Below are 17,743 nucleotides of genomic sequence, written 5' to 3'. Positions count from 1 at the left end.
AAGTCCAATATCCGCGAGTTATCAATGTTGGTAGATTGCCGGTTACTATTATTAAGGGATCTTAAGCCAAGCAAGCTATAAGGCATCACGACAGAAGTATCAAGAAGTCGGCGAAATTGGTGGAACTGGTATTGAAGGACTACGGATCGGGTATTGTCGGTTTTTGCGTTAATAATCGGTGCATTTGGCAGATGATTTTTTTGATGCTCATCAAGAGGAGCGACAACCATGAAAAAATATAATTGGAGCTTAAAACGCTCTGTCCTGTATGCAATAGCGTCGTTGATCATGGTGGGCTGCGCAGGGGAACAAGCGGCAGTCCGGCCGCAACCTGCCGCCGCCGTTGCCTCGTCGACTGTGGCGGTGGCCGAAACGGAGCGCGACGCAAAAAAAATACTCACAAGCATGGCCGAGTTTATGGCCAAGAGCCCGCGGTTCAGCGTGAACCTTAGCAGCAGTTACGAAGTGCTCCAGGAATCAGGTCAGAAGATCGAATTCGGCGAGAGCCGGAAAATTACCGTCAGCCGGCCCAATGGGCTGCGCGTCGAAGTGGAACATAGCGATGGCGAGAAGCATCTCGTTATGTACGACGGCAGGGAGATCACCACGTTCAGCCCGACACAGAACGTCTATGCACAGGTGCCCAAACCCGGCGGCATTGACGAGGCAGTCACCTATTTCCTGAAGGACCTGCACATGCGGCTACCGCTCGCCGCGCTCTTGCTCAGCCGGTTACCGGCCGAACTCGAACGCCGGACGCAGGCACTCGACTATGTGGAGAAAGATGTTATTCACGGAACGCCGGTCCATCACTTGGCGGGACGTACCGAAACGGTCGATTATCAGGTCTGGATTCCGGCAGGCGTCCAACCGTTACCGCTCCGCATAGTGTTGACCTACAAGAATGCGCTGGGCCAGCCGTCGTTCCGGGCCCAGTTTTCCGATTGGAACCTCGCGCCGGAAATTCAGGATAACCAGTTCGCATTCACCCCGCCCGAAGGGGCGCGGAAGATTGCCTTCCTCGCACAGTTGCCTCAAATAGCGCTCAAGGGACCTACAAAACCAGAGCAATCCGGAGGACAAAAATGAATACCAAACCTTACTTTGTAGTGATGGCTATTACGGCCGCAATCGTTTTACTCGCAGGCTCCATGGATGATGCCGTCGCCCGTGGCCGTGGCGGCGGTGGGGGTGGTGGCGGAGGGGGAAGGGCCGCTGGTGGAGGTGGCGGATTTTCACGGAGTGGCGCCGCCGCAAGCGGCAGTTTTTCATCCGGCGCGGGACGATCCGGAAGTTCGGCGGCATCCGCATCCAGCGCTTCCAGCCGGTCGCAGGCCGCGCAGACCGCTTCGACGAACCGGGCGGCGACCCAGCAGAGCCGTCAGTCGACTTCGACGGCGAATCAGACCCAACGGCAGCAATACTCGAGTCAAAACGTCGAGGAGCGCCAGGAAGGGAGTACAGCACGGACTAGCACGCGCCAGCAAGGATCGACGGATCGGGCGCAAACGAGACAACAAACCGCGCAGCAATACCAGCAAGGAGCATACCCGTCCAATTATCACTATGATGATGACAACTGGGATGATGGCGAAGTCGCTGCCGTAGCGGTCGGAGCAGCCGCGCTGGGTGCGATCGGCGGTTATGCTGCCGGCGAATCATCAGAAACAACGACAACGACAGCACCATCTACGACAGTCGTTTACAGCGCGCCGCCCACTGGGGCTGCGAGTCTGCCATGCAGTCCCAACACAGCTGTTGTCAGTGGCGTGAATTATTATCAGTGCGGGTCTACCTGGTATACCGAGGCATACGGTAGTACAGGCGTTGTTTATACGCCGGTAGCTGCGCCGCCAGGATATTAGCCAAGAAGTGACTTAAGCCATAACTAAATCTTTTAGGGTAGGGGAATAATCATGAAACACAGATATTTATCATTCACAATGGGCTCAAGCCTGCTGATATTCGCAGCCGCATTTTCATCAGGTGTTTCGGCGCTCACGATAACGCCGATGAAGGGGCAAACGCCGGAACAGATTCAAAGGGATCAGGCAGATTGCACTTCTATCGCACAACAGTCCGCCGGTGCACAAACCCAGTCCGCCGCGCCGCCAAGCGGTGGACGGGCACGTGGCGCGGCAGCGGGCGCCATGGCGGGTGCGGCCAAGGCTGAGGTGCAAGGGCAGCAACACGGCGCCTACGACAATATTAACGACGATGTTAAACAACAACATCGTCAAAACGAAGCCGGATCTACCGCAGCTGCCGGAGCTGTTGTCGGCGGGGTCAAACAAAGGCAGCAACGCCGCCAGAGTTCTCAACAGAGCGATACTTCGTCTCAAGCCTTTGATCAAGCTTTTAGTTCATGCTTGATGGGGAAGGGGTACAGCGTCCAATAAGAACCTTAAGCCGGAATTACAGATCACTGTTTTCCGAATGATCACGACTTTTTAACCTTGATAATCCGATGAATTATTCAGCCGATAAAAAAAAGTCCGATGATTTTTCGCTGGTATTGGGTGGCCCGCTGTTTCAGCTCTTTATCCGCGCGAGGCTAACCACGGATACGCTGGGTTTGCTCAAGCGCCGCATGATTTTCTTTTCCTTGCTAACCTGGTTGCCGTTGCTGATGCTTTCGGTATTGACCGGTGAAGCGTTTGGCGGCGCTATTAAAGTCCCTTTTATTTATGACGTGGATGTACACGTTCGTTTTCTGCTGGCCTTGCCATTGCTGTTGGTCGCGGAGCTCGTGGTCCATCAGCGGATTAGGGTGATTGTCCGGCAATTTATCGAGCGCGGGATAGTTCCGGAGCGATCCCTCCCGGAATTCGAAGCCCTGATCGACTCTGCGATGCGTTTGCGCAATTCGGTAGTGATCGAGGTATTGCTGATTATCCTGGTATTCACGGTTATGAATTATCTCTGGTCGAGTCAACTGGTGCTGGCATCGGACACCTGGTATGCGACCATCGTGGATGGGCATCGGACATATTCACCGGCAGGGTATTGGTATGCCTTTGCCAGCATTCCTATTTATCAATTCCTTGCGTATCGCTGGGTTATTCGCATTTTCATCTGGGCGCGGTTTCTGTGGCAGGTTTCCCGACTGGATCTGCATCTCGTGCCGACGCATCCTGATCGCGCTGCAGGACTGGGTTTTCTTGGGGGAAGCGCGGCGGCGTTTATGCCTTTACTGCTGTCTCAAGGCGTTTTGCTGGCAGGCCTGATTGCCAACCATATTTTCTATGATGGCAAAGCGCTATTGGACTTTAAACCGGAGATCGCAGCCGTCGTGGTTTTTTTCTGCTTACTCGTGCTCGGCCCTTTGTGCGTGTTCTCCCCCCGTCTGGCGCAAGCGAGACGGCAGGGATTGCTTGAGTACGGAGCGCTGGCAAACCGCTATGTTCGTGAGTTTGACGAAAAATGGCTGCGCGGCGGAGCATCGCCGGATGAACCCCTGGTCGGCAGCGGCGATATTCAATCCTTGAACGATATGGCAGGCAGCTTTGAGGTAGTACAGACAATGCGACCGTTTCCATTCGGTAAAACCGCTGTGCTTCAAACCGTTGTCGCAGTACTGGTGCCGTTGCTGCCATTGACCTTGACGATGATTTCCCTGGAAGACCTGATTAAACGTTTGGTGGGAATTTTGTTGTGATCCGGGCAATGAATATTGCTCTTTAAGCATAAAGAACAGAATCGGCAACTTGGAAGTTGGAGAGTAATAACATGGCTTGGTTTGACAGTCTTTTAAAACGTCTAAAGCACCGGGATACTAGCCTGGCTTGGAGCGCATTAGGCCGCTTACTCCTGTTGGCGAGCATCGCGCTCAATCTGCCGGGATGCACGAGTTTTGGTCCGCCGAGCGTGGATCGCGATCGCTTCGATTATATCAATGTGCTCTCGAGTTCCTGGAAACAGCAAACCCTGCTCAATATCGTCAAGATGCGCTACGCCGATACACCGGTGTTTCTGGATGTGGGACAAATCATCAGCGGTTACCAATTGCAGGGGGCCGTGACGGTGGGGGCATCGCTGAATGGCGCCAGTGCGGTGGGCGATATCTTGAACCTGGGGTCCGCGGCAACCTACACCGATCGCCCGACCATCACCTACACGCCGCTAACGGGCGCGCATTTTCTTCAGGTCATGATCACGCCGGTTCCGCCTCCGAACTTATTAAGGCTTTCTCAAGAAGGCTGGCCCATAGATATGCTTTTACAGCTTGGCGCGCAATCTATTAACGGCATCTCGAATCGCAAAGGCGGAGCGCGAGGCCATGCGGCGGATCCCGATTTCGTCAGGTTGTTGGCGGCCCTGCAGCGTCTCCAGGGCTCGGGTGCGCTCGGGTTGAGGGTGGAAATATCCAAGGAATCGAAGCAGGAGGGGACGGTCATGGTCATCAGTCAGAAGAATCTTCCACCTGAAATTGAGGCCGATAGGGTGCTGGTCAGGAAACTGTTGGGCTTACGATCCGATCTGCAAGAGTTCAAGATCATAAGCGGCACGGTGTCTGGAAAAGATGACACGATCGCGATGCAGACGCGTTCCGGATTCCAAATTTTGAATCTACTGGGTTCGAATGTCGAAGTCCCCCCCGAACACATTGCGGAAAGTCGTACTTATCCGCAGATTACAGAGACGGCAGAAACCCAGTCACTGCCGCCTTTGGTCAGGATTCATGCGGAAAAGTCGAAGCCGGAAGATACTTTTGCTGCGATCAACTATCGAGATTATTGGTATTGGATTGACGACCGCGACTACAGGTCAAAGGGTATCTTTACGTTCCTGATGATCATCATGACGCTGGCGGAGACAGGGGAGAAAGTTCAACAGCCGGTTGTTACGATTCAGGGGAATTGAGTAATAATCCAACGGTGCTGTCGATAATCAGAAATGTCCTAAGGAGCCGATACCTTCATGCGAGCAGTGCATCAGCCTTCCTGTCCGGGTGCCCATAGATGGGTGTCAAAAGTCGTTCTGCTACTCGCATTGGGCTTAGGTGCGAGCGGTTGCAATTTGCTCAAAGGTACTCTGGAGTTGCCTGAAAAGGGTATCCGCTCCCTATTGTCGCTCAACCAGGAAGACGAGCCCGATCCCGTCGAACTGCAATCCCAGTTGCTCCGGTTTGCTGACAATTCTATCGAATCGCTCAATCTCGCCATCGGCAAGTTGCAGCGGGAAGATGAAAAGGTCACTCGAAGGCGTACCCTGCTGATGCGCCGCATCAATACGACCAACGATATATTGGCCATCGCCACCGGGGCCAACACGTATGCCAATCTCATCGATATGGCCATCCTCGCCAGCTTGAATCGGATGAATGTCGAGGATTATTGGATACCCAAGCTCTACGGCGAATCAGCCAAACCTTATTTGCTCGCTTCGCAACAGGTAGAGAAGGAGATTTGGCGGATCGCCGCGACGACGCTAAAAGAAGAACAGCTCTCGGAACTGCGCGCCGCCATCAAAACGTGGCATGAACAACATCCGACGGTGCGGTCGCCCAGTGATACCGGAGCGCTGAGCTTCGCGTACGAAGTCGCGCAGAGTAACCGCAGTTCCCGCCCAGGGATAACCAGCAGTGTTTTCAATCTGCTCTCCATCGATCCATTGATGGGACTTGACCCCGCCACTCGCGAACTGGCCAATACCCGGCTGTTCGCGGAACGCGGCTTGTTCCTGACCCGGCATATGCCGACCTTGATTCGCTGGGAAACCGAGTTGCTGATCATACAAACAGTGGAAATGCCTCAGATGGAAACGCTGCTGGCCAACACCTCCCAACTGTCCGAATCGGCAGACCGGTTCAGCCAGACGACGGAGAGTCTGCCCGGATTCATCAGCGACGAGCGTCAACAGATCGTCCAAGCCCTGGAAGCTCAACAGCCGGGACTCACCAGCCTCGCCGCACAGACAGAGAAAGCACTGGACGCAGGTACGCAGATGTCCAATGCGTCCACCGCCACCCTAAAAACCTTTCAAGATGTAGTGCGGCAACTCCAAGCCCGTCCATCGGACCCGAACGCCGAGCCTTTCCGTATCAACGACTACACGGCCGCCGCAGCGCAGATCAACACCGCTGCGCAAGACTTGGTGAAATTGCTGCAAGCTTTCGACCAGACTCTGGCTTCCGCGAAGCTTGACTTACTATCAGCCCGGCTGGACGCGGCGATACGTCAAACCCAGGCCGGCGGCAAGGAATTGGTGGACTATACGTTCAGGCAAACCTTGGTTTTGGGTTTGATACTGATTGTTTCTACGTGCGCAATGGCGCTGGTTTCCGTTGTTGCTTTTTGGCGGTTGAAGAAGAAATTTGCTTAATCTTGAAGTCGCCAGATCGAGTCCTAGGTTTGAACCGCTGCATCAAATATTCATCACTATTAGACCTAAGTCCAATAGCGACAATAAACCGAACTCGTTACAGTGACCTCACCATGAATAGTGATCAGACACTTATTGCCGTTGTTGACGACGAAGAGTCCATTTGCAAGGGTCTTGAGCGATTATTGCGTTCAGCCGGGCTCACCGCGAAAACATTCCTTAACGGCGCCGATTTCTTGAGTTTTCTGGAAATCGGCCAGCCGGATTGTCTCGTGCTCGACCTGAACATGATGCCTATTAACGGTTTTTCGATTCTGGATAACCTGGCTCGGTTGGGCAGGAGGATGCCGGTTATTATCATCACCGGTGACGATAGCGAGGAAGTATACGAACGCGCTATGAATCAGGGCATTGCAGCATTTTTGCGTAAGCCGGTTGATGGTCAGGTACTGCTAGACGCTATCGATGAGGTTCTCGGTCGTAGAGCGTAAACCCACTGCCGGCTCAATTGACCATCAGTCGGATTATGACGAAGTCTTGCAATGGTAAGGACACCTCCGGCAGCAGCAAAATCATTACCAAATAAAATTAGGATCTAATATGACCTTTCGACTCATCAAATCTCTTGATAGCGAGAACTGGATCAGGCTCAGCGACAAACTGACTGTCGGTGAATTTCAGAAGCTTCAATCTATGGCTAAGTTGAGTTTGGAACGGTTCGGTCAGTTTCGGGGTTTAATTGAACTAGAGGATTTTCAAGGTTGGAGCAAGGAACCCGGCTGGGAGAATTCCTTTTTTTTAACGGAGGACGGCAACCAAATTTCGAAGGTCGCATTTGTCGGTGACGAGAAATGGAAAGAGGACGTCTTCATGTTTATGGGTAAACAAATGCGTAAAACGGCCATCGAATTTTTTCCAAAAAATCAACTTGCCGAGGCGAAAGCCTGGTTATCGGAAGACAATGCTCAATCCATGTTTGTTGACTAAGGTGTAAAACTGTGAACTTGATCTGACAGTTTCAAAACATTTGTTTGGATTGAAACTGACACTGACGGTCTCAGTTCGGCCAAAACCAGCCGGTCAGATTTTTCAAAAGCCGCCATTCAAATTACGCCAATCGCGGAAAGAACGCCAGCTGGGCGCTCATATCACGCAAACAATCGAGGTTCTGCTGATACAAAAAGCAAACGCTCAATCACGAGCCACGGCGATGAGCAAAAGCTCAAGCTTCGGCGAAGACAATAGGGCGGCACATTGGCTAGCTGCAAACCAGCGAATAAGCTGGCTTGTAATAATACATTATGGCCGACAATCTACGGTATCAGCCTTCACTGCAACCAGGCCCTTGATGGAAAACCAGCTCGGCTACCGGCTCGCCGCCGATCAAGTGTTGCTGAATGATGCGATCAAGATTGGCATCGTTAACGTTGTAATACCAGACGCCGTCCGGTTGCACGCAGACTATCGGTCCCGCTTTACAGGTGGCGAAACACGATACTCGGCTGCGCTTGACCCTCAACGCGCCCTGATCCAACCCGACTGCCTTAAATTTAGCCCCTAAGCTTTCGAACAACGCTTGGGATTCGCCATCCAGCGTACAGCGCGGGCCGGTGCACACCAGCAAATGGCGTTTGTAGTCGCCCATTTTGGGTTTTTCCGGTATCACCCTGTCATTCATCGCCCGCTACCTCTTCAGTTTCCATATCTTCAACCATCACAATGGCTTGGCCATATTGATCACAGGCGTTGCGGTAAGCATTAAGCGAGGTTCCATCGAATGCTTCGCCAACCTTAACCAGCAGCAGCGAAAAAACCAGTGCGCCGTGCCCATCCACCCAATAGACGCCATGCTGTCTATCGCCTTGGCTTAGAAACCAGGCGCTAACGATGTGCTGCCTGTCGACATGCAAATGGCAATACTCATTGGTCAAGTTAAGCCAGTCTCCGCGTCGGATGAAATCCTTGGCTTCCAACAGCAGCTCGGCCACCGCGCCGGCCTCGCTACGTACCACGGCCCGCAGCCGGCCCCAGTCATTGGCAGTATTCAGTACCGCATCGACGTGGTGACCGGCAACCCAGCGAGCTTGCCTATCGCCCGCATCATCGCCGGACTGGGCCGAGGCAATGGCGGCCAGAATTTCGCCCAGCGGCACGTCGAAATGCGCGGCCGCCTCCCGCGGCGTAACAGTCGGATTTTCACGCAAATATTTGCGCACACAGGCATGCCAGCCTATCAACCCCATGCTTAACGAACGACCCGCTTGTTCGCCGCTTTTCGCTTCGCCGGTCAGGCTATCGTATTTGTTGGCATATCCGCGCGGGGTGATCATCAGACCTTCGCGGACGAAAGTGCTGCTATTGCCGATCAGTACCGTGCACAGCATGCCGATCTCACAATCAGCCATCTGCGCCAGCGAGGTCATTTGGATCGCCTGACGGTTACGATAGCCGGATTTGACGATGGCGACCGGGGTTTCCGGGCTGCGATGCAACAGCAGGATGCGTTGCGCTTCGACGATCTGCCCGGTGCGTCGGCCGCTTTTGGGGTTATACAGCGCCACAACGAAATCACCGCGCGCCGCCGCTTCCAGGCGCTTGACGATGGTCGGCCAGGGCGTGAGCAGGTCCGACAGCGAAATCGAACAAAAGTCATGCGTCAGAGGTGCCCCGACCAGCGCAGCGCAAGCGTTCAGCGCGGTGGCTCCGGGTATCACTTCCACCGCGATGCCGCTGTCTGGCGTCCAGCCGGATTGCAACAACACTTCGTAAGTCGGTCCGGCCATGCCGTAAACGCCGATGTCGCCGGACGAAATCAAGGCTACGGTCTTGCCTAGCAAAGCCTGATCATAAGCTTCGATGCAGCGGTCGATTTCCTCGGTCATGCCCTTACGAACAACTTCCTTGCCTTCCAGTAGCTCTTGCACCAGTTTGATGTAGGTGGAATAGCCGATCACCACATCGGCCTCGGCGATGGCGGCGCGGGCCCGGTAGGTCATGTGTTCCGGCGCGCCGGGGCCGAAGCCGACCAACAGAATTTTACCTTTCTTCATTTATCGTTCTCTTTCATGCTTGCGATTGAAACCGTGGCGTTCTTACCATCCTCGCCGCGGTATTTGTATTTTTCCAGTAGCAGTGCGCGCATATCGACGCCTGCCGCCAGCAACGCCGCCGCCTCTGCGACGGCAGGCGTACCCATGTATTTGCGCACAGTTTCGGAAGGGTTGGGCACCGGCACCTGTGACAATTGCTGCGCGGTAAAGAAATACAATGGCCAATCATGCTCGGCAGCCAATTGCAAAATAGCCGCCTCGTCGTTTTTCTTGTCGATGCTGGCGGCGCCCGCGATGGCGGTTTGATCCAATCCGATCAGGGTCAGTGCCTGTTCCACAGCTGCGCGCAAGGTGCTTAAAGGCGTATTGCGATCGCAGCCCAGCCCCAGCATAACCTTCATCAGTCTTGCCCGACCGGCGGCCGATACACCACCAAACGTTCGGCAAGCTGCTCCCATTGTTCCGGGGCGATGTCGCGGCGGGTAACCCAGAGTACCGCTTTGAATCGTGACAAATCCACCGCGTCGAAACTTTCGAATAAATGAATATTGGCAGGCAATGGCGTGGGCCGCGTCCACCAGTTTTTGGCGCCCGCTTCCTGCACGAAAGCGATGGGTTCTTCGTTGACTACATGCGCCGAAACGCGGGTGATGTTGATTTTCGGCGCTTCCACTTGCCAGCCCAGTTCGCGACCGAGAATATCCACCGGAATAGTTTTGCCGACATCCGAGGCGGTAGTCAGCACCGCTTCGGCACTTAGCAAAGCGGCCACACATTCAGCAAAGGCATTGGCGCCGCCGACGTGCCCGGATAATACCGGGATCACATAGCGGGCGGCATCGTCCACCACCAGCACGCCGGGGTCTACGTCCTTGGATTTGAGATGCGGCGCAATCAGCCGTACTACCGCACCCAGCGAGATGAACAACACCAGTTGGTCATAACGAGCAAACAGGCCGCCCATATTGGCGCTCAGTGCGCCGGGCAACACTTCAACAGGATTGCTGATGGCAGGCAAGTCGGCGGCGAATTTTTCCGATACGGCCAGACATGCATCCGGCAGTTGTGCGGCCAGACGCAGGGCTTGGGATAAGCCGTGCTTGGTAATCGCTACCAATGCGACGCGGGGTTGTGATGGTGTGATCATAGAGTCTCTTCAGTAGATACAGATGTTTTTTTGCGGCAGCCGCGAATCATTTCGCCGCGCTGACGATCAGGGTTGCGCACCAACAGCAATGACAGATAGTTGACTTTCTGCCCGCGCAATTGCAGCACGTCGCGCTCGACGCGCTCTTGCGGGGTACCGGCCTTTTCGACGAAAGCGGCATCAGTCAACAATGCGCGCCGTTCCAGCAAATCGAGAATATCGTCCAGCAAGGGCTTCACTTTCAGCAGCACCAGCGTGTCGAAGTCATTGAGCAGGCGTTCGATCATGGCGATGCCGTAACTGGCCGGGATAATCGCTACGGTTTCGTCGGTATCGGCCAGCGGCATTGCCACCCGCGCTGCGGCAGCGTTAAACGACGGCACGCCGGGGATCGTTTCGATGACGATGCTTTCGTCCAACGCACGCACGGTGCGGGCCAGATGACCGAAAGTCGAGTAAGTGGAGGCATCGCCTTCCACCAGAAACAGCACATCCTGACCGGCTCGCACGCGGGTCAGCACTGTTTCGGCGGCGCGCAGCCAGTAACCGGCCAGAATGTCGGCATCGTGGGTCATCGGAAAAATCAACGGCGAGTGTTCTTCAGGCAGTGTTAACCCGGCGCGCAATACGATTTGTAGTGCATGGCTTTCGGCATCCTTGCGTCGTACCGGATAAGTCCAGTGGGCGTCCGGGCATTGCAATAATTCCCAGACACGGAGGGTAATCAGTCCCGGATCACCGGGGCCGAGCGATGCGCCGAATAGTCGGCCATTTTGTGCTTTAGTCATCATTTTGTTCCAAGGTTTGCTCGCTGCAAACTGAATCGCCCAAGCTGGCGCAGATGATCCAGATCGGGTTTTCCGCCTGCATGCGGTGCATGTCCAAAATCGGCTTGCTGCGCGCGGCTTGCAGTTGCAGCACATCCCATTGCGCGCCCGTTGCTTTCAATGTATCGACCGCTGTGGCCATATTTTCGAGGGTAGCGAAGTTCATCACCAGATTGCCGTTTGGACGCAGTCGGCGCAGGCACAGAGCGATCAGTTCGCGCAACTCCCCGCCGGAGCCGCCGATGAACACCGCATCCGGGTCGGGCCAGTTTTCCAGCCCGGCCGGTGCGCGGCCATGCAGCAGCGTATAATTGCTGATTCTCAGGCTGGCCCGGTTGCTGAGGGCGATCGCGGCATCGGCTTCATTCTTTTCGATGGCATAGACATGGCCTTGCGGACACAGCCGCGCCGCTTCCAGCCCGACCGCGCCGGAGCCTGCGCCAATGTCCCACACCACGCTGTCCGATAATAAAGCCATCCGTGCCAGCGACACCGCGCGCACTTCGCGTTTGGTAATCAGCCCTTTGTCGGGTTTGCGCTGGTTGAAGCGCTCATCGGGCAGCCCAAACAAGGCTTCACGTACAACAGGCTGGCGTCGGCGTAACAGCACGATATTAGGATCGGCAAAGCTGCGGCCAACGGCAGCATCGATAGCCAGCCAATCAGAAACCTGTTCCCGATCCTGCAATAGGCATTCCGCCACCGCCATCTCGAATTCGTCCGCTAACGACTCGATTTGCAGCATCCGGGCGATGCGGGCCGGATCGTTTTCCGGACTGGTGAAGACGGCAATCAAATCGGACTGGCGCAGCACAGACAGCAGGCGATATAAACCGTGTTCCGGCGTAGCGCCGATAGTCCATTCGCCGGCATCACGGCTATGCACCGAAGCAATGCGGACATTCTGCCAGGGCAAGCCCAGCTTTGCGCAGGCCAGTTGCAGCATGGAAAGATTAGGCAGTATGTCCACACCTTCACGGCCGAGCTTGCCGATCAGAAAACTGGCGATGCCGTGGCATAAAGGGTCTCCGGTCGCCAGCACCGCCACCTGTTTGCCGGCTTCGCGCGCCGCGCTTATCCACGTGGGGACTTGCGATAGATTGCCGGTCAGATCGAGGCGTTCGGTATCGGCGCGTATTTCATCGGCAAATAATTCCAGGCTACGGTGGCCGCCAATGACTACATCGGCGGCGCGTAGCTGTGCCAGTGCTTCCGGCGTTAAGCCTGCGGCGCCATTGTCCAGTACGCCGATAATCCGGCAAGGGTGGGTCATCTCAAACATCTCCTTCAACTTCGGCCAGTTTATTGCCGTCAAAATCGCACATCAGCACCCGCAAGCGGAATTTGCCGGTGTAGCGCTGGCTCAAGGTGGCGATGACCCGCCGACCCAGGGCCGCATAAAATTCGTTAATCAAGCCCAGTTCTTCCATGCGCTCGCTGGCATAGCGGGCCATTTCCGACTGGCTGATGTCGGCGCAGACTTCGGCGGATGCACCGATTTCGGCGGCAATTTCCGCCAATAAATCGGTGTCTACCGCGCTGCGGTTAGCATGGGTGATGGTCTCGCCCTGGGCAATTTTGGTCAGCTTGCCGACCATGCCGCCGATCACCACCTCTCGCATGCCGCATTTGACGACAGTATCGAGCGCGTATTTGAGAAAGTCGCCCATCTGCACGAAGCAGGCCGGCGCCAGCTCAGGCAGTTCCCGCATAGTGAATTTTTCGGTGCGTCCGCCCGTAGTCAGCACCACGGTATCCTGCCCCTGATTGGCGGCTACTTCGATGCCCTGAATCACGCTGGCCCGAAACGCCGCCGTGGAGTAGGGGTGGACGATGCCGGTGGTGCCGAGTATGGAAATGCCGCCGACGATACCGAGGCGGTAATTGAGGGTTTTTTTCGCCATCTCTTCGCCGCCCGGCACGGAAATGGTCACTTCCAGCCCCGCCCTCTCCAGCAAGGCGCCGGCTGCATTGCGCACATTGGCTTCGATGTTACGCCGCGGCACCGGATTGATAGCCGGTCCGCCTACTTCAAGGCCCAAGCCCTGCATGGTAATAGTGCCGACACCCTCGCCGCCTTTTAGTAACACCACGCCGGGCGCATCCGGCAACAGCCGCACATCGGCGGTCATGGGAGCCTTGTCGGTGACATCAGGATCATCACCGGCATCCTTAATAACGACCGCGTGAGCCAAATCGCTATCGCAACGCCCATCGCTGACCGTAAAGCGTACCCGCTGACCATTGGGCAAATCGCAATCGACCGCCTCGGGCACTATACCTTCCACCAGGCCCAATACCGACGCCCGCGCCGCCGCCGCGGAGCAAGCGCCGGTGGTGTAGCCTTTGCGGGTGCCTTTGGCTTTTTTTTCTATCACTTAAATCAGCTAATCGCGCTTTGTTGCGCTTCGGCTAGCGCCAGTAAGGCGTGAATTGCGGCCACCACCAAGGTAGAGCCCCCCTTGCGTCCGTCAATGACAATCCAGGGAATATCGTTAATCTCGCTCAGCACCGCTTTTGATTCGGCGGCCGAGACAAAACCCACCGGCATGCCGATCACCAGTGCGGGTTTGATCTGCCCGTCGTTTATCATGCGCACTACTTCCAGTAGCGCAGTCGGCGCATTGCCGATCGCGACGATGCCGCCATCCAACAAATGCTGCCGTTGTGCTTTACGCATGGCTTGGACGGCGCGGGTGCTGTTTTCGGTCTTGGCCTGGGCAATCACATCATCATCAGCGATGAAATGATGAGTAACGACGCCAAAATAATCCAGGCGCGGTTTGGACAACCCCACACAAATCATTTCCACGTCGGCGACGATAGGCGCGCCTTGGCTAATCGCTTGTAAACCGGCGGCCACCGCATCCGGATGAAAGCGGGTCAGGCCGTTGAATTCAAAATCCGCCGTGGCATGGATGGTGCGCCGCACCACCTGCCATTGCGGCTCGCTATAGCTGTGCGGCCCGGCTTCATTGTCGACGATGGCAAAGGAATCGTGTTCGATCTGGCGACCGGCGTCGGTGAGCTGTTCGGTGACGATATTATTCATGCTGTAGCCTGTTATGCGTGATGATGGACATGACCGTGATCGGCGGCAAATTCGCGGTATTTACAACCATCGCATTCCATCATGGCGGGAGATTTCGTGTCGGTGGCTTCATGAATGCGCTGTTCCAGCAAGGCGTAAATTTCATCCTCAAAACCCAGATAATCGGCCTGGGCAAAGTGGATATGAGGATATTGGCTTTGCAAACGAGCTATCTGGCGATGGATGCGCTCGATCAGCGTGCCGGTGAACAAGTAATACGGCAGCACCACAATCTGCCGCATCTCCAGCTTGACCTGGCGTTGCACCACCGATTCCAGACGCGGATGAGTAATGCCGGTAAAGGCGATGTCGACCATCGGATGTTCACCTTCTTCGTACAGCCAGCGCGCCATTTTAGCCACTTCACCATTGGCGACCCGGTCGGAAGAGCCGCGTCCCAGCAGAATAACGCCTGTATTGCGCGGGTCAGGCATGTCCAGATTTGCCAAGGCTTTACGCAGATTGCGCTTGAGAATAGCAAGAATGTCCTCACTGGCGCCCAAGTGGCGACAATAGATAAACTCAACCTGCGGATGCCGCAAACGAGCATGTTCGATATGCTCGGGTATTTCCATTTTGACGTGGCCGGCGGCATTGAGAATCAACGGCACTACGACAACCTGGTCACCGTGCTGAGCCGCGCGGTCCAAGCCTGCGTCAATCAACACCTCGGCAAATTCGATAAAACAGACTTCTATGCGCCGCTCTGGCTGGCGGGTGCGCCATTGTTCGGCAAAGGCTTCGATTTCAAGATTGCCGGACGGATCGCGTGAGCCGTGACCGATCAATAAAATGGTTTGCTTATTCATATCCTGTTTCATGATTTGACGGCTTTACGAAAACGATGCGTAAATCCGGCATCGTAGAGTTTTGAATGGTGAATTTCCGGCCAATGGCGAGCGCCCAGTGCCGGACTGGCTATAATCATCGCCTGGCTATTGATCTTTTCGGCGCGACATTTCTCGCGAATATCTTTAAGTGTGCCGCGCACAATTTTTTCTTCGCCCGGCCAGCTGGCTTTTTGCACTACCAGAATCGGCGCATCCTCGGCCCAGCCGGCGGCGAGCAAAGCGCGCTGCACGTCCGGCAGTAGAGTGATGGACAGGAAAATACACAAGGTAGTGTGATGCGAGGCCAAGGATTCCAGCTCTTCGCCTGCCGGCATCGGCGTGCGCCCCGCCACGCGGGTTAGAATCACGGTTTGCGTTACTTCAGGCAGGGTCAGCGTTTCGCCGGCTGCGGCAGCGGATGCCATCGCCGAGGAAACCCCTGGAACCACCGCCCAGGCTATGCCTGTGGCATCGAGCGGTTGCACCATTTCGACCAATGCGCCATACAGCCCCGGATCTCCGGTTTGCAGCCGCACCACGGTTTTATGTTGCCGCGCTTGCTCTATCAACCAGCCGGTAATTTCCTCGAGCGTCATATCTTTTGAGTCGCGGATCAGGCAGGAGGCAGGAGCGTATAAAGTAGCGGCCTCGTTGACCAGGGAGCCGGCATAGAGCACGGCACCGGCCTGCTGCAGTAAACGCTGGCCTTTTACAGTAATCAGTTCAGGGTCGCCGGGGCCTGCGCCAACGAACCAGACTTGGCCATAGGCACCTTCGGTTTTATTTGAAAGACTCATTCGCTTTTGTCTTGTAAACGGTTAAACATCAGCGCCGACAGCACACCTAACACCATCCAGAACACAGCATTACTCAGGGCACTGGCCCAGCGGAACTGGCTTTGTAATAGTGCCGGCGCCAGACTTTCAGCCGTGTCCGGCTGTGGCGCACCAAACAGATGCGGTACCAGCAATAGCAGCAGGCCAGTCATTCGTAGCGACCAGTTGCCTTGCAGGAAAACCAGTCCAAGCCCGCCGGCAGTAAACAATGCCGCGCCCAGCCACCAGTATTGCCTTACAGTCAGCGCTGCGGCTGTCGTGCCCGGCAAATCCGGCGGCAGGCCTATGGCCGGAGCGGCAAAAAATACCGTGTAGCCGGCCAATCCCCAGGCCAGACCTTGCAATATTCCAGATGGACTCCGTAATGTGTACAAGCCAGTCAGCATTAACGCAAAACCGACGGCCATCACTATATTACTGCTGGCGGTGGCCAATGTTCTCTGCCAGCCGTCTTCCGGTTGCCAGGCCATGTCATCGTGTGCATGGTCAGCGCTATACTCATGAAAGACTGCTTCAGCAGCTGTTTCATAAGTTTCCGCCTGAAGAATCAACGGCGTCACCCAGAAAATCTGCAGCACAGATAAAAACAGCGCCGCCAAGGTACCGGCCAGCGCAGCAGAAAACACGATACGTTTGAACATGCCGGCACTAATGGCAAGGAAAACCGGTAGCGTGGCGGGTGTCGTGGGTAGCGTTATGGACTTCGGCAACTGGAGCAAAGCCGACGGCCAGCAGTAGTGCAAATCCCAGCGCAATAGCTGATAAGGCAGAAATCAGGCGTGTAGTGGCTAAGCGTGGGGCGTGTCTGGAATGGGTTTCAACGAGCATGTCGAGTCTCCTGATAAGGTAAGGGATTGGAGCCGACTGCTATAAGAAAATTCGCATGCACAAATACAGCCAACGCTGCATGACTGGCATACGGCTCCCCTCCGGAGTCGGTGTCCTTCATTCGATTAGGCCGGTCTTCTGGCTTACCGTCATTTGGATCATCCGTCTTCCCGCACTAACCGTACAGTGACATATGGATGATTCATCAGGTTTTACAGCAGCGGGGGCTGCGCCGGATTTGACAGAGACTAAACGCCAATCGCACCGGACTTCCCGTTTCACCCTGGCGCACAAACCGCACACCAAGGCACCTAATCGTTATTTCTAAGTATAAACTAATCCAATTGATAATTGAATCAGCCAAATCTTACTTCCACTGTTCAAAGTGTAGATGCAGAATTTTAGGTAATAAGCATGTCAGATCAAAAGAAAACAGCAATTAAGAAGTTATGCAGCCGGATAGTCCTTATGATCGGCTTGTCCGGTATTTTTTCAGTCCATGCCGGAAACCTTCCGGATGCGCAGGAGTTAATGTAATTACCCGGTATCGACCAGAAGGCGCTCATGAATCTGGATCAGGGTAAAATCATTTCCTTCGATGTTACGGAGGGTGACGAAAAAGAGTTGGTGGCAAGCCTTGTGATTTATTTACCGGCGACGCCATCCAAGATTATTCAGTTTATCAATGAAAAAGGCTTGGAAGACATCGATACCGATGTCATTGCGTAAGGCGATGTCCCCGCTCAGGCAATGCAGGATGCGTTCAAAGGTTTCGTTTTCAAGACGGGAACTGATGACGCAAAAGAGTTT

22 protein-coding genes and 1 riboswitch are annotated in these 17,743 nt (G+C 55.1%); of the genes, 10 read left to right on the top strand and 12 right to left on the bottom strand.

Features of this window, described 5'->3' with window-relative positions; translation table 11 throughout:
• Positions 1 to 228: 228 nt before the first annotated feature.
• The 8 genes from M0R47_RS07505 to M0R47_RS07470 all read left to right on the top strand — a co-directional run bounded on the left by M0R47_RS07505 (position 229) and on the right by M0R47_RS07470 (position 7,311).
• The gene (locus tag M0R47_RS07505; protein ID WP_292552580.1) at positions 229 to 1,089 is read left to right on the top strand and encodes a DUF2092 domain-containing protein; all 861 of its coding nucleotides are present in this window, start codon (positions 229 to 231) and stop codon (positions 1,087 to 1,089) included.
• Positions 1,086 to 1,865: a hypothetical protein gene (locus tag M0R47_RS07500; protein WP_292552577.1), complete on the top strand. Its 780-nt coding sequence runs from the start codon at positions 1,086 to 1,088 to the stop codon at positions 1,863 to 1,865. Before M0R47_RS07505 ends, M0R47_RS07500 begins: the two co-directional genes overlap by 4 nt.
• 51 nt (positions 1,866 to 1,916) lie before the next feature.
• Positions 1,917 to 2,399 carry a hypothetical protein gene (locus M0R47_RS07495; protein WP_292552574.1) on the top strand — a complete coding sequence of 161 codons (483 nt, stop codon included), beginning with the start codon at positions 1,917 to 1,919 and terminating at the stop codon, positions 2,397 to 2,399.
• A 68-nt stretch (positions 2,400 to 2,467) separates the two neighbouring features.
• On the top strand, positions 2,468 to 3,658 hold the full coding sequence (locus M0R47_RS07490; RefSeq protein WP_292552571.1) for a hypothetical protein: 1,191 nt from the start codon (positions 2,468 to 2,470) through the stop codon (positions 3,656 to 3,658).
• 71 nt (positions 3,659 to 3,729) lie between these two features.
• On the top strand, positions 3,730 to 4,863 hold the full coding sequence (locus M0R47_RS07485; protein ID WP_292552568.1) for a hypothetical protein: 1,134 nt from the start codon (positions 3,730 to 3,732) through the stop codon (positions 4,861 to 4,863).
• 156 nt (positions 4,864 to 5,019) lie between these two features.
• Entirely contained in the window at positions 5,020 to 6,324 is a 1,305-nt protein-coding gene (locus M0R47_RS07480) for a hypothetical protein (protein WP_292552566.1), read from the top strand.
• Positions 6,325 to 6,437: 113 nt separating this feature from the next.
• Positions 6,438 to 6,815 (top strand): response regulator, encoded by a 378-nt coding sequence (locus M0R47_RS07475; RefSeq protein WP_292552563.1) that lies wholly within the window; start codon positions 6,438 to 6,440, stop codon positions 6,813 to 6,815.
• 109 nt (positions 6,816 to 6,924) lie between these two features.
• Entirely contained in the window at positions 6,925 to 7,311 is a 387-nt protein-coding gene (locus tag M0R47_RS07470; protein WP_292552560.1) for an STAS/SEC14 domain-containing protein, read from the top strand.
• Between the two features lie 334 nt (positions 7,312 to 7,645).
• On the opposite strand, the gene M0R47_RS07465 is transcribed toward M0R47_RS07470, so the two are convergent.
• Genes M0R47_RS07465 through M0R47_RS07410 form a run of 12 tightly spaced genes read right to left on the bottom strand, consistent with a single transcriptional unit; the run spans position 7,646 to position 16,933 of the window.
• A complete protein-coding gene (locus M0R47_RS07465) occupies positions 7,646 to 8,002 on the bottom strand; it encodes an NAD(P)H-dependent oxidoreductase subunit E (protein ID WP_292552558.1) in 357 nt (118 codons plus the stop codon).
• Complete coding sequence (cobJ, locus tag M0R47_RS07460; RefSeq protein WP_292552554.1) at positions 7,995 to 9,374, bottom strand: precorrin-3B C(17)-methyltransferase; 1,380 nt, start codon at positions 9,372 to 9,374, stop codon at positions 7,995 to 7,997. Before cobJ ends, M0R47_RS07465 begins: the two co-directional genes overlap by 8 nt.
• Complete coding sequence (locus M0R47_RS07455) at positions 9,371 to 9,775, bottom strand: cobalamin biosynthesis protein (RefSeq protein WP_292552551.1); 405 nt, start codon at positions 9,773 to 9,775, stop codon at positions 9,371 to 9,373. The genes cobJ and M0R47_RS07455 overlap by 4 nt, the downstream gene beginning before the upstream one ends.
• Positions 9,775 to 10,521 carry a cobalamin biosynthesis central domain-containing protein gene (locus tag M0R47_RS07450; RefSeq protein ID WP_292552549.1) on the bottom strand — a complete coding sequence of 249 codons (747 nt, stop codon included), beginning with the start codon at positions 10,519 to 10,521 and terminating at the stop codon, positions 9,775 to 9,777. Before M0R47_RS07450 ends, M0R47_RS07455 begins: the two co-directional genes overlap by 1 nt.
• Positions 10,518 to 11,309 (bottom strand): precorrin-2 C(20)-methyltransferase, encoded by a 792-nt coding sequence (gene cobI, locus M0R47_RS07445; protein WP_292552546.1) that lies wholly within the window; start codon positions 11,307 to 11,309, stop codon positions 10,518 to 10,520. Before cobI ends, M0R47_RS07450 begins: the two co-directional genes overlap by 4 nt.
• On the bottom strand, positions 11,302 to 12,621 hold the full coding sequence (gene cbiE, locus M0R47_RS07440; RefSeq protein ID WP_292552543.1) for a precorrin-6y C5,15-methyltransferase (decarboxylating) subunit CbiE: 1,320 nt from the start codon (positions 12,619 to 12,621) through the stop codon (positions 11,302 to 11,304). The genes cobI and cbiE overlap by 8 nt, the downstream gene beginning before the upstream one ends.
• 1 nt (position 12,622) lies before the next feature.
• On the bottom strand, positions 12,623 to 13,726 hold the full coding sequence (locus tag M0R47_RS07435; protein ID WP_292552541.1) for a cobalt-precorrin-5B (C(1))-methyltransferase: 1,104 nt from the start codon (positions 13,724 to 13,726) through the stop codon (positions 12,623 to 12,625).
• A 5-nt stretch (positions 13,727 to 13,731) separates the two neighbouring features.
• On the bottom strand, positions 13,732 to 14,400 hold the full coding sequence (locus M0R47_RS07430; protein WP_292552538.1) for a precorrin-8X methylmutase: 669 nt from the start codon (positions 14,398 to 14,400) through the stop codon (positions 13,732 to 13,734).
• Between the two features lie 11 nt (positions 14,401 to 14,411).
• Entirely contained in the window at positions 14,412 to 15,248 is an 837-nt protein-coding gene (locus tag M0R47_RS07425; protein ID WP_292552535.1) for a sirohydrochlorin chelatase, read from the bottom strand.
• Between the two features lie 8 nt (positions 15,249 to 15,256).
• The gene (gene cobM / locus M0R47_RS07420; RefSeq protein WP_292552533.1) at positions 15,257 to 16,066 is read right to left on the bottom strand and encodes a precorrin-4 C(11)-methyltransferase; all 810 of its coding nucleotides are present in this window, start codon (positions 16,064 to 16,066) and stop codon (positions 15,257 to 15,259) included.
• Positions 16,063 to 16,746: a CbtA family protein gene (locus M0R47_RS07415; protein WP_292552531.1), complete on the bottom strand. Its 684-nt coding sequence runs from the start codon at positions 16,744 to 16,746 to the stop codon at positions 16,063 to 16,065. The genes cobM and M0R47_RS07415 overlap by 4 nt, the downstream gene beginning before the upstream one ends.
• Before the next feature lie 7 nt (positions 16,747 to 16,753).
• Positions 16,754 to 16,933, bottom strand: coding sequence for a CbtB domain-containing protein (locus M0R47_RS07410; RefSeq protein WP_292552529.1), 180 nt, complete (start codon positions 16,931 to 16,933; stop codon positions 16,754 to 16,756).
• 110 nt (positions 16,934 to 17,043) lie between these two features.
• Positions 17,044 to 17,263: riboswitch (cobalamin riboswitch) on the bottom strand.
• A gap of 84 nt (positions 17,264 to 17,347) precedes the next feature.
• On the opposite strand from M0R47_RS07410, the gene M0R47_RS07405 reads away from it, so the two are divergent.
• Positions 17,348 to 17,470, top strand: a complete 123-nt coding sequence (locus M0R47_RS07405; protein ID WP_292552526.1) for a hypothetical protein — start codon at positions 17,348 to 17,350, stop codon at positions 17,468 to 17,470.
• 27 nt (positions 17,471 to 17,497) lie between these two features.
• Positions 17,498 to 17,662, top strand: coding sequence for a hypothetical protein (locus M0R47_RS07400; protein ID WP_292552523.1), 165 nt, complete (start codon positions 17,498 to 17,500; stop codon positions 17,660 to 17,662).
• Positions 17,663 to 17,743: the final 81 nt, after the last annotated feature.

This window comes from Methylobacter sp. (assembly GCF_023227905.1).
In the GTDB taxonomy this organism is placed as follows: Bacteria; Pseudomonadota; Gammaproteobacteria; order Methylococcales; family Methylomonadaceae; genus Methylobacter_A.
Note: the sequence above shows the minus strand (reverse complement) of the source record. Positions and strands in the feature narration are given on the sequence as shown.

Coding starts and splice junctions, on each gene's coding strand:
- M0R47_RS07505 (WP_292552580.1), top strand. CDS start 229: ATGAAAAAATATAATTGGAGCTTAAAACGCTCTGTCCTGTATGCAATA.
- M0R47_RS07500 (WP_292552577.1), top strand. CDS start 1,086: ATGAATACCAAACCTTACTTTGTAGTGATGGCTATTACGGCCGCAATC.
- M0R47_RS07495 (WP_292552574.1), top strand. CDS start 1,917: ATGAAACACAGATATTTATCATTCACAATGGGCTCAAGCCTGCTGATA.
- M0R47_RS07490 (WP_292552571.1), top strand. CDS start 2,468: ATGAATTATTCAGCCGATAAAAAAAAGTCCGATGATTTTTCGCTGGTA.
- M0R47_RS07485 (WP_292552568.1), top strand. CDS start 3,730: ATGGCTTGGTTTGACAGTCTTTTAAAACGTCTAAAGCACCGGGATACT.
- M0R47_RS07475 (WP_292552563.1), top strand. CDS start 6,438: ATGAATAGTGATCAGACACTTATTGCCGTTGTTGACGACGAAGAGTCC.
- M0R47_RS07470 (WP_292552560.1), top strand. CDS start 6,925: ATGACCTTTCGACTCATCAAATCTCTTGATAGCGAGAACTGGATCAGG.
- M0R47_RS07465 (WP_292552558.1), bottom strand. CDS start 8,002: ATGAATGACAGGGTGATACCGGAAAAACCCAAAATGGGCGACTACAAA.
- cobJ (WP_292552554.1), bottom strand. CDS start 9,374: ATGAAGAAAGGTAAAATTCTGTTGGTCGGCTTCGGCCCCGGCGCGCCG.
- M0R47_RS07455 (WP_292552551.1), bottom strand. CDS start 9,775: ATGAAGGTTATGCTGGGGCTGGGCTGCGATCGCAATACGCCTTTAAGC.
- M0R47_RS07450 (WP_292552549.1), bottom strand. CDS start 10,521: ATGATCACACCATCACAACCCCGCGTCGCATTGGTAGCGATTACCAAG.
- cobI (WP_292552546.1), bottom strand. CDS start 11,309: ATGACTAAAGCACAAAATGGCCGACTATTCGGCGCATCGCTCGGCCCC.
- cbiE (WP_292552543.1), bottom strand. CDS start 12,621: ATGACCCACCCTTGCCGGATTATCGGCGTACTGGACAATGGCGCCGCA.
- M0R47_RS07430 (WP_292552538.1), bottom strand. CDS start 14,400: ATGAATAATATCGTCACCGAACAGCTCACCGACGCCGGTCGCCAGATC.
- M0R47_RS07425 (WP_292552535.1), bottom strand. CDS start 15,248: ATGAATAAGCAAACCATTTTATTGATCGGTCACGGCTCACGCGATCCG.
- cobM (WP_292552533.1), bottom strand. CDS start 16,066: ATGAGTCTTTCAAATAAAACCGAAGGTGCCTATGGCCAAGTCTGGTTC.
- M0R47_RS07415 (WP_292552531.1), bottom strand. CDS start 16,746: ATGTTCAAACGTATCGTGTTTTCTGCTGCGCTGGCCGGTACCTTGGCG.
- M0R47_RS07410 (WP_292552529.1), bottom strand. CDS start 16,933: ATGCTCGTTGAAACCCATTCCAGACACGCCCCACGCTTAGCCACTACA.
- M0R47_RS07405 (WP_292552526.1), top strand. CDS start 17,348: ATGTCAGATCAAAAGAAAACAGCAATTAAGAAGTTATGCAGCCGGATA.
- M0R47_RS07400 (WP_292552523.1), top strand. CDS start 17,498: ATGAATCTGGATCAGGGTAAAATCATTTCCTTCGATGTTACGGAGGGT.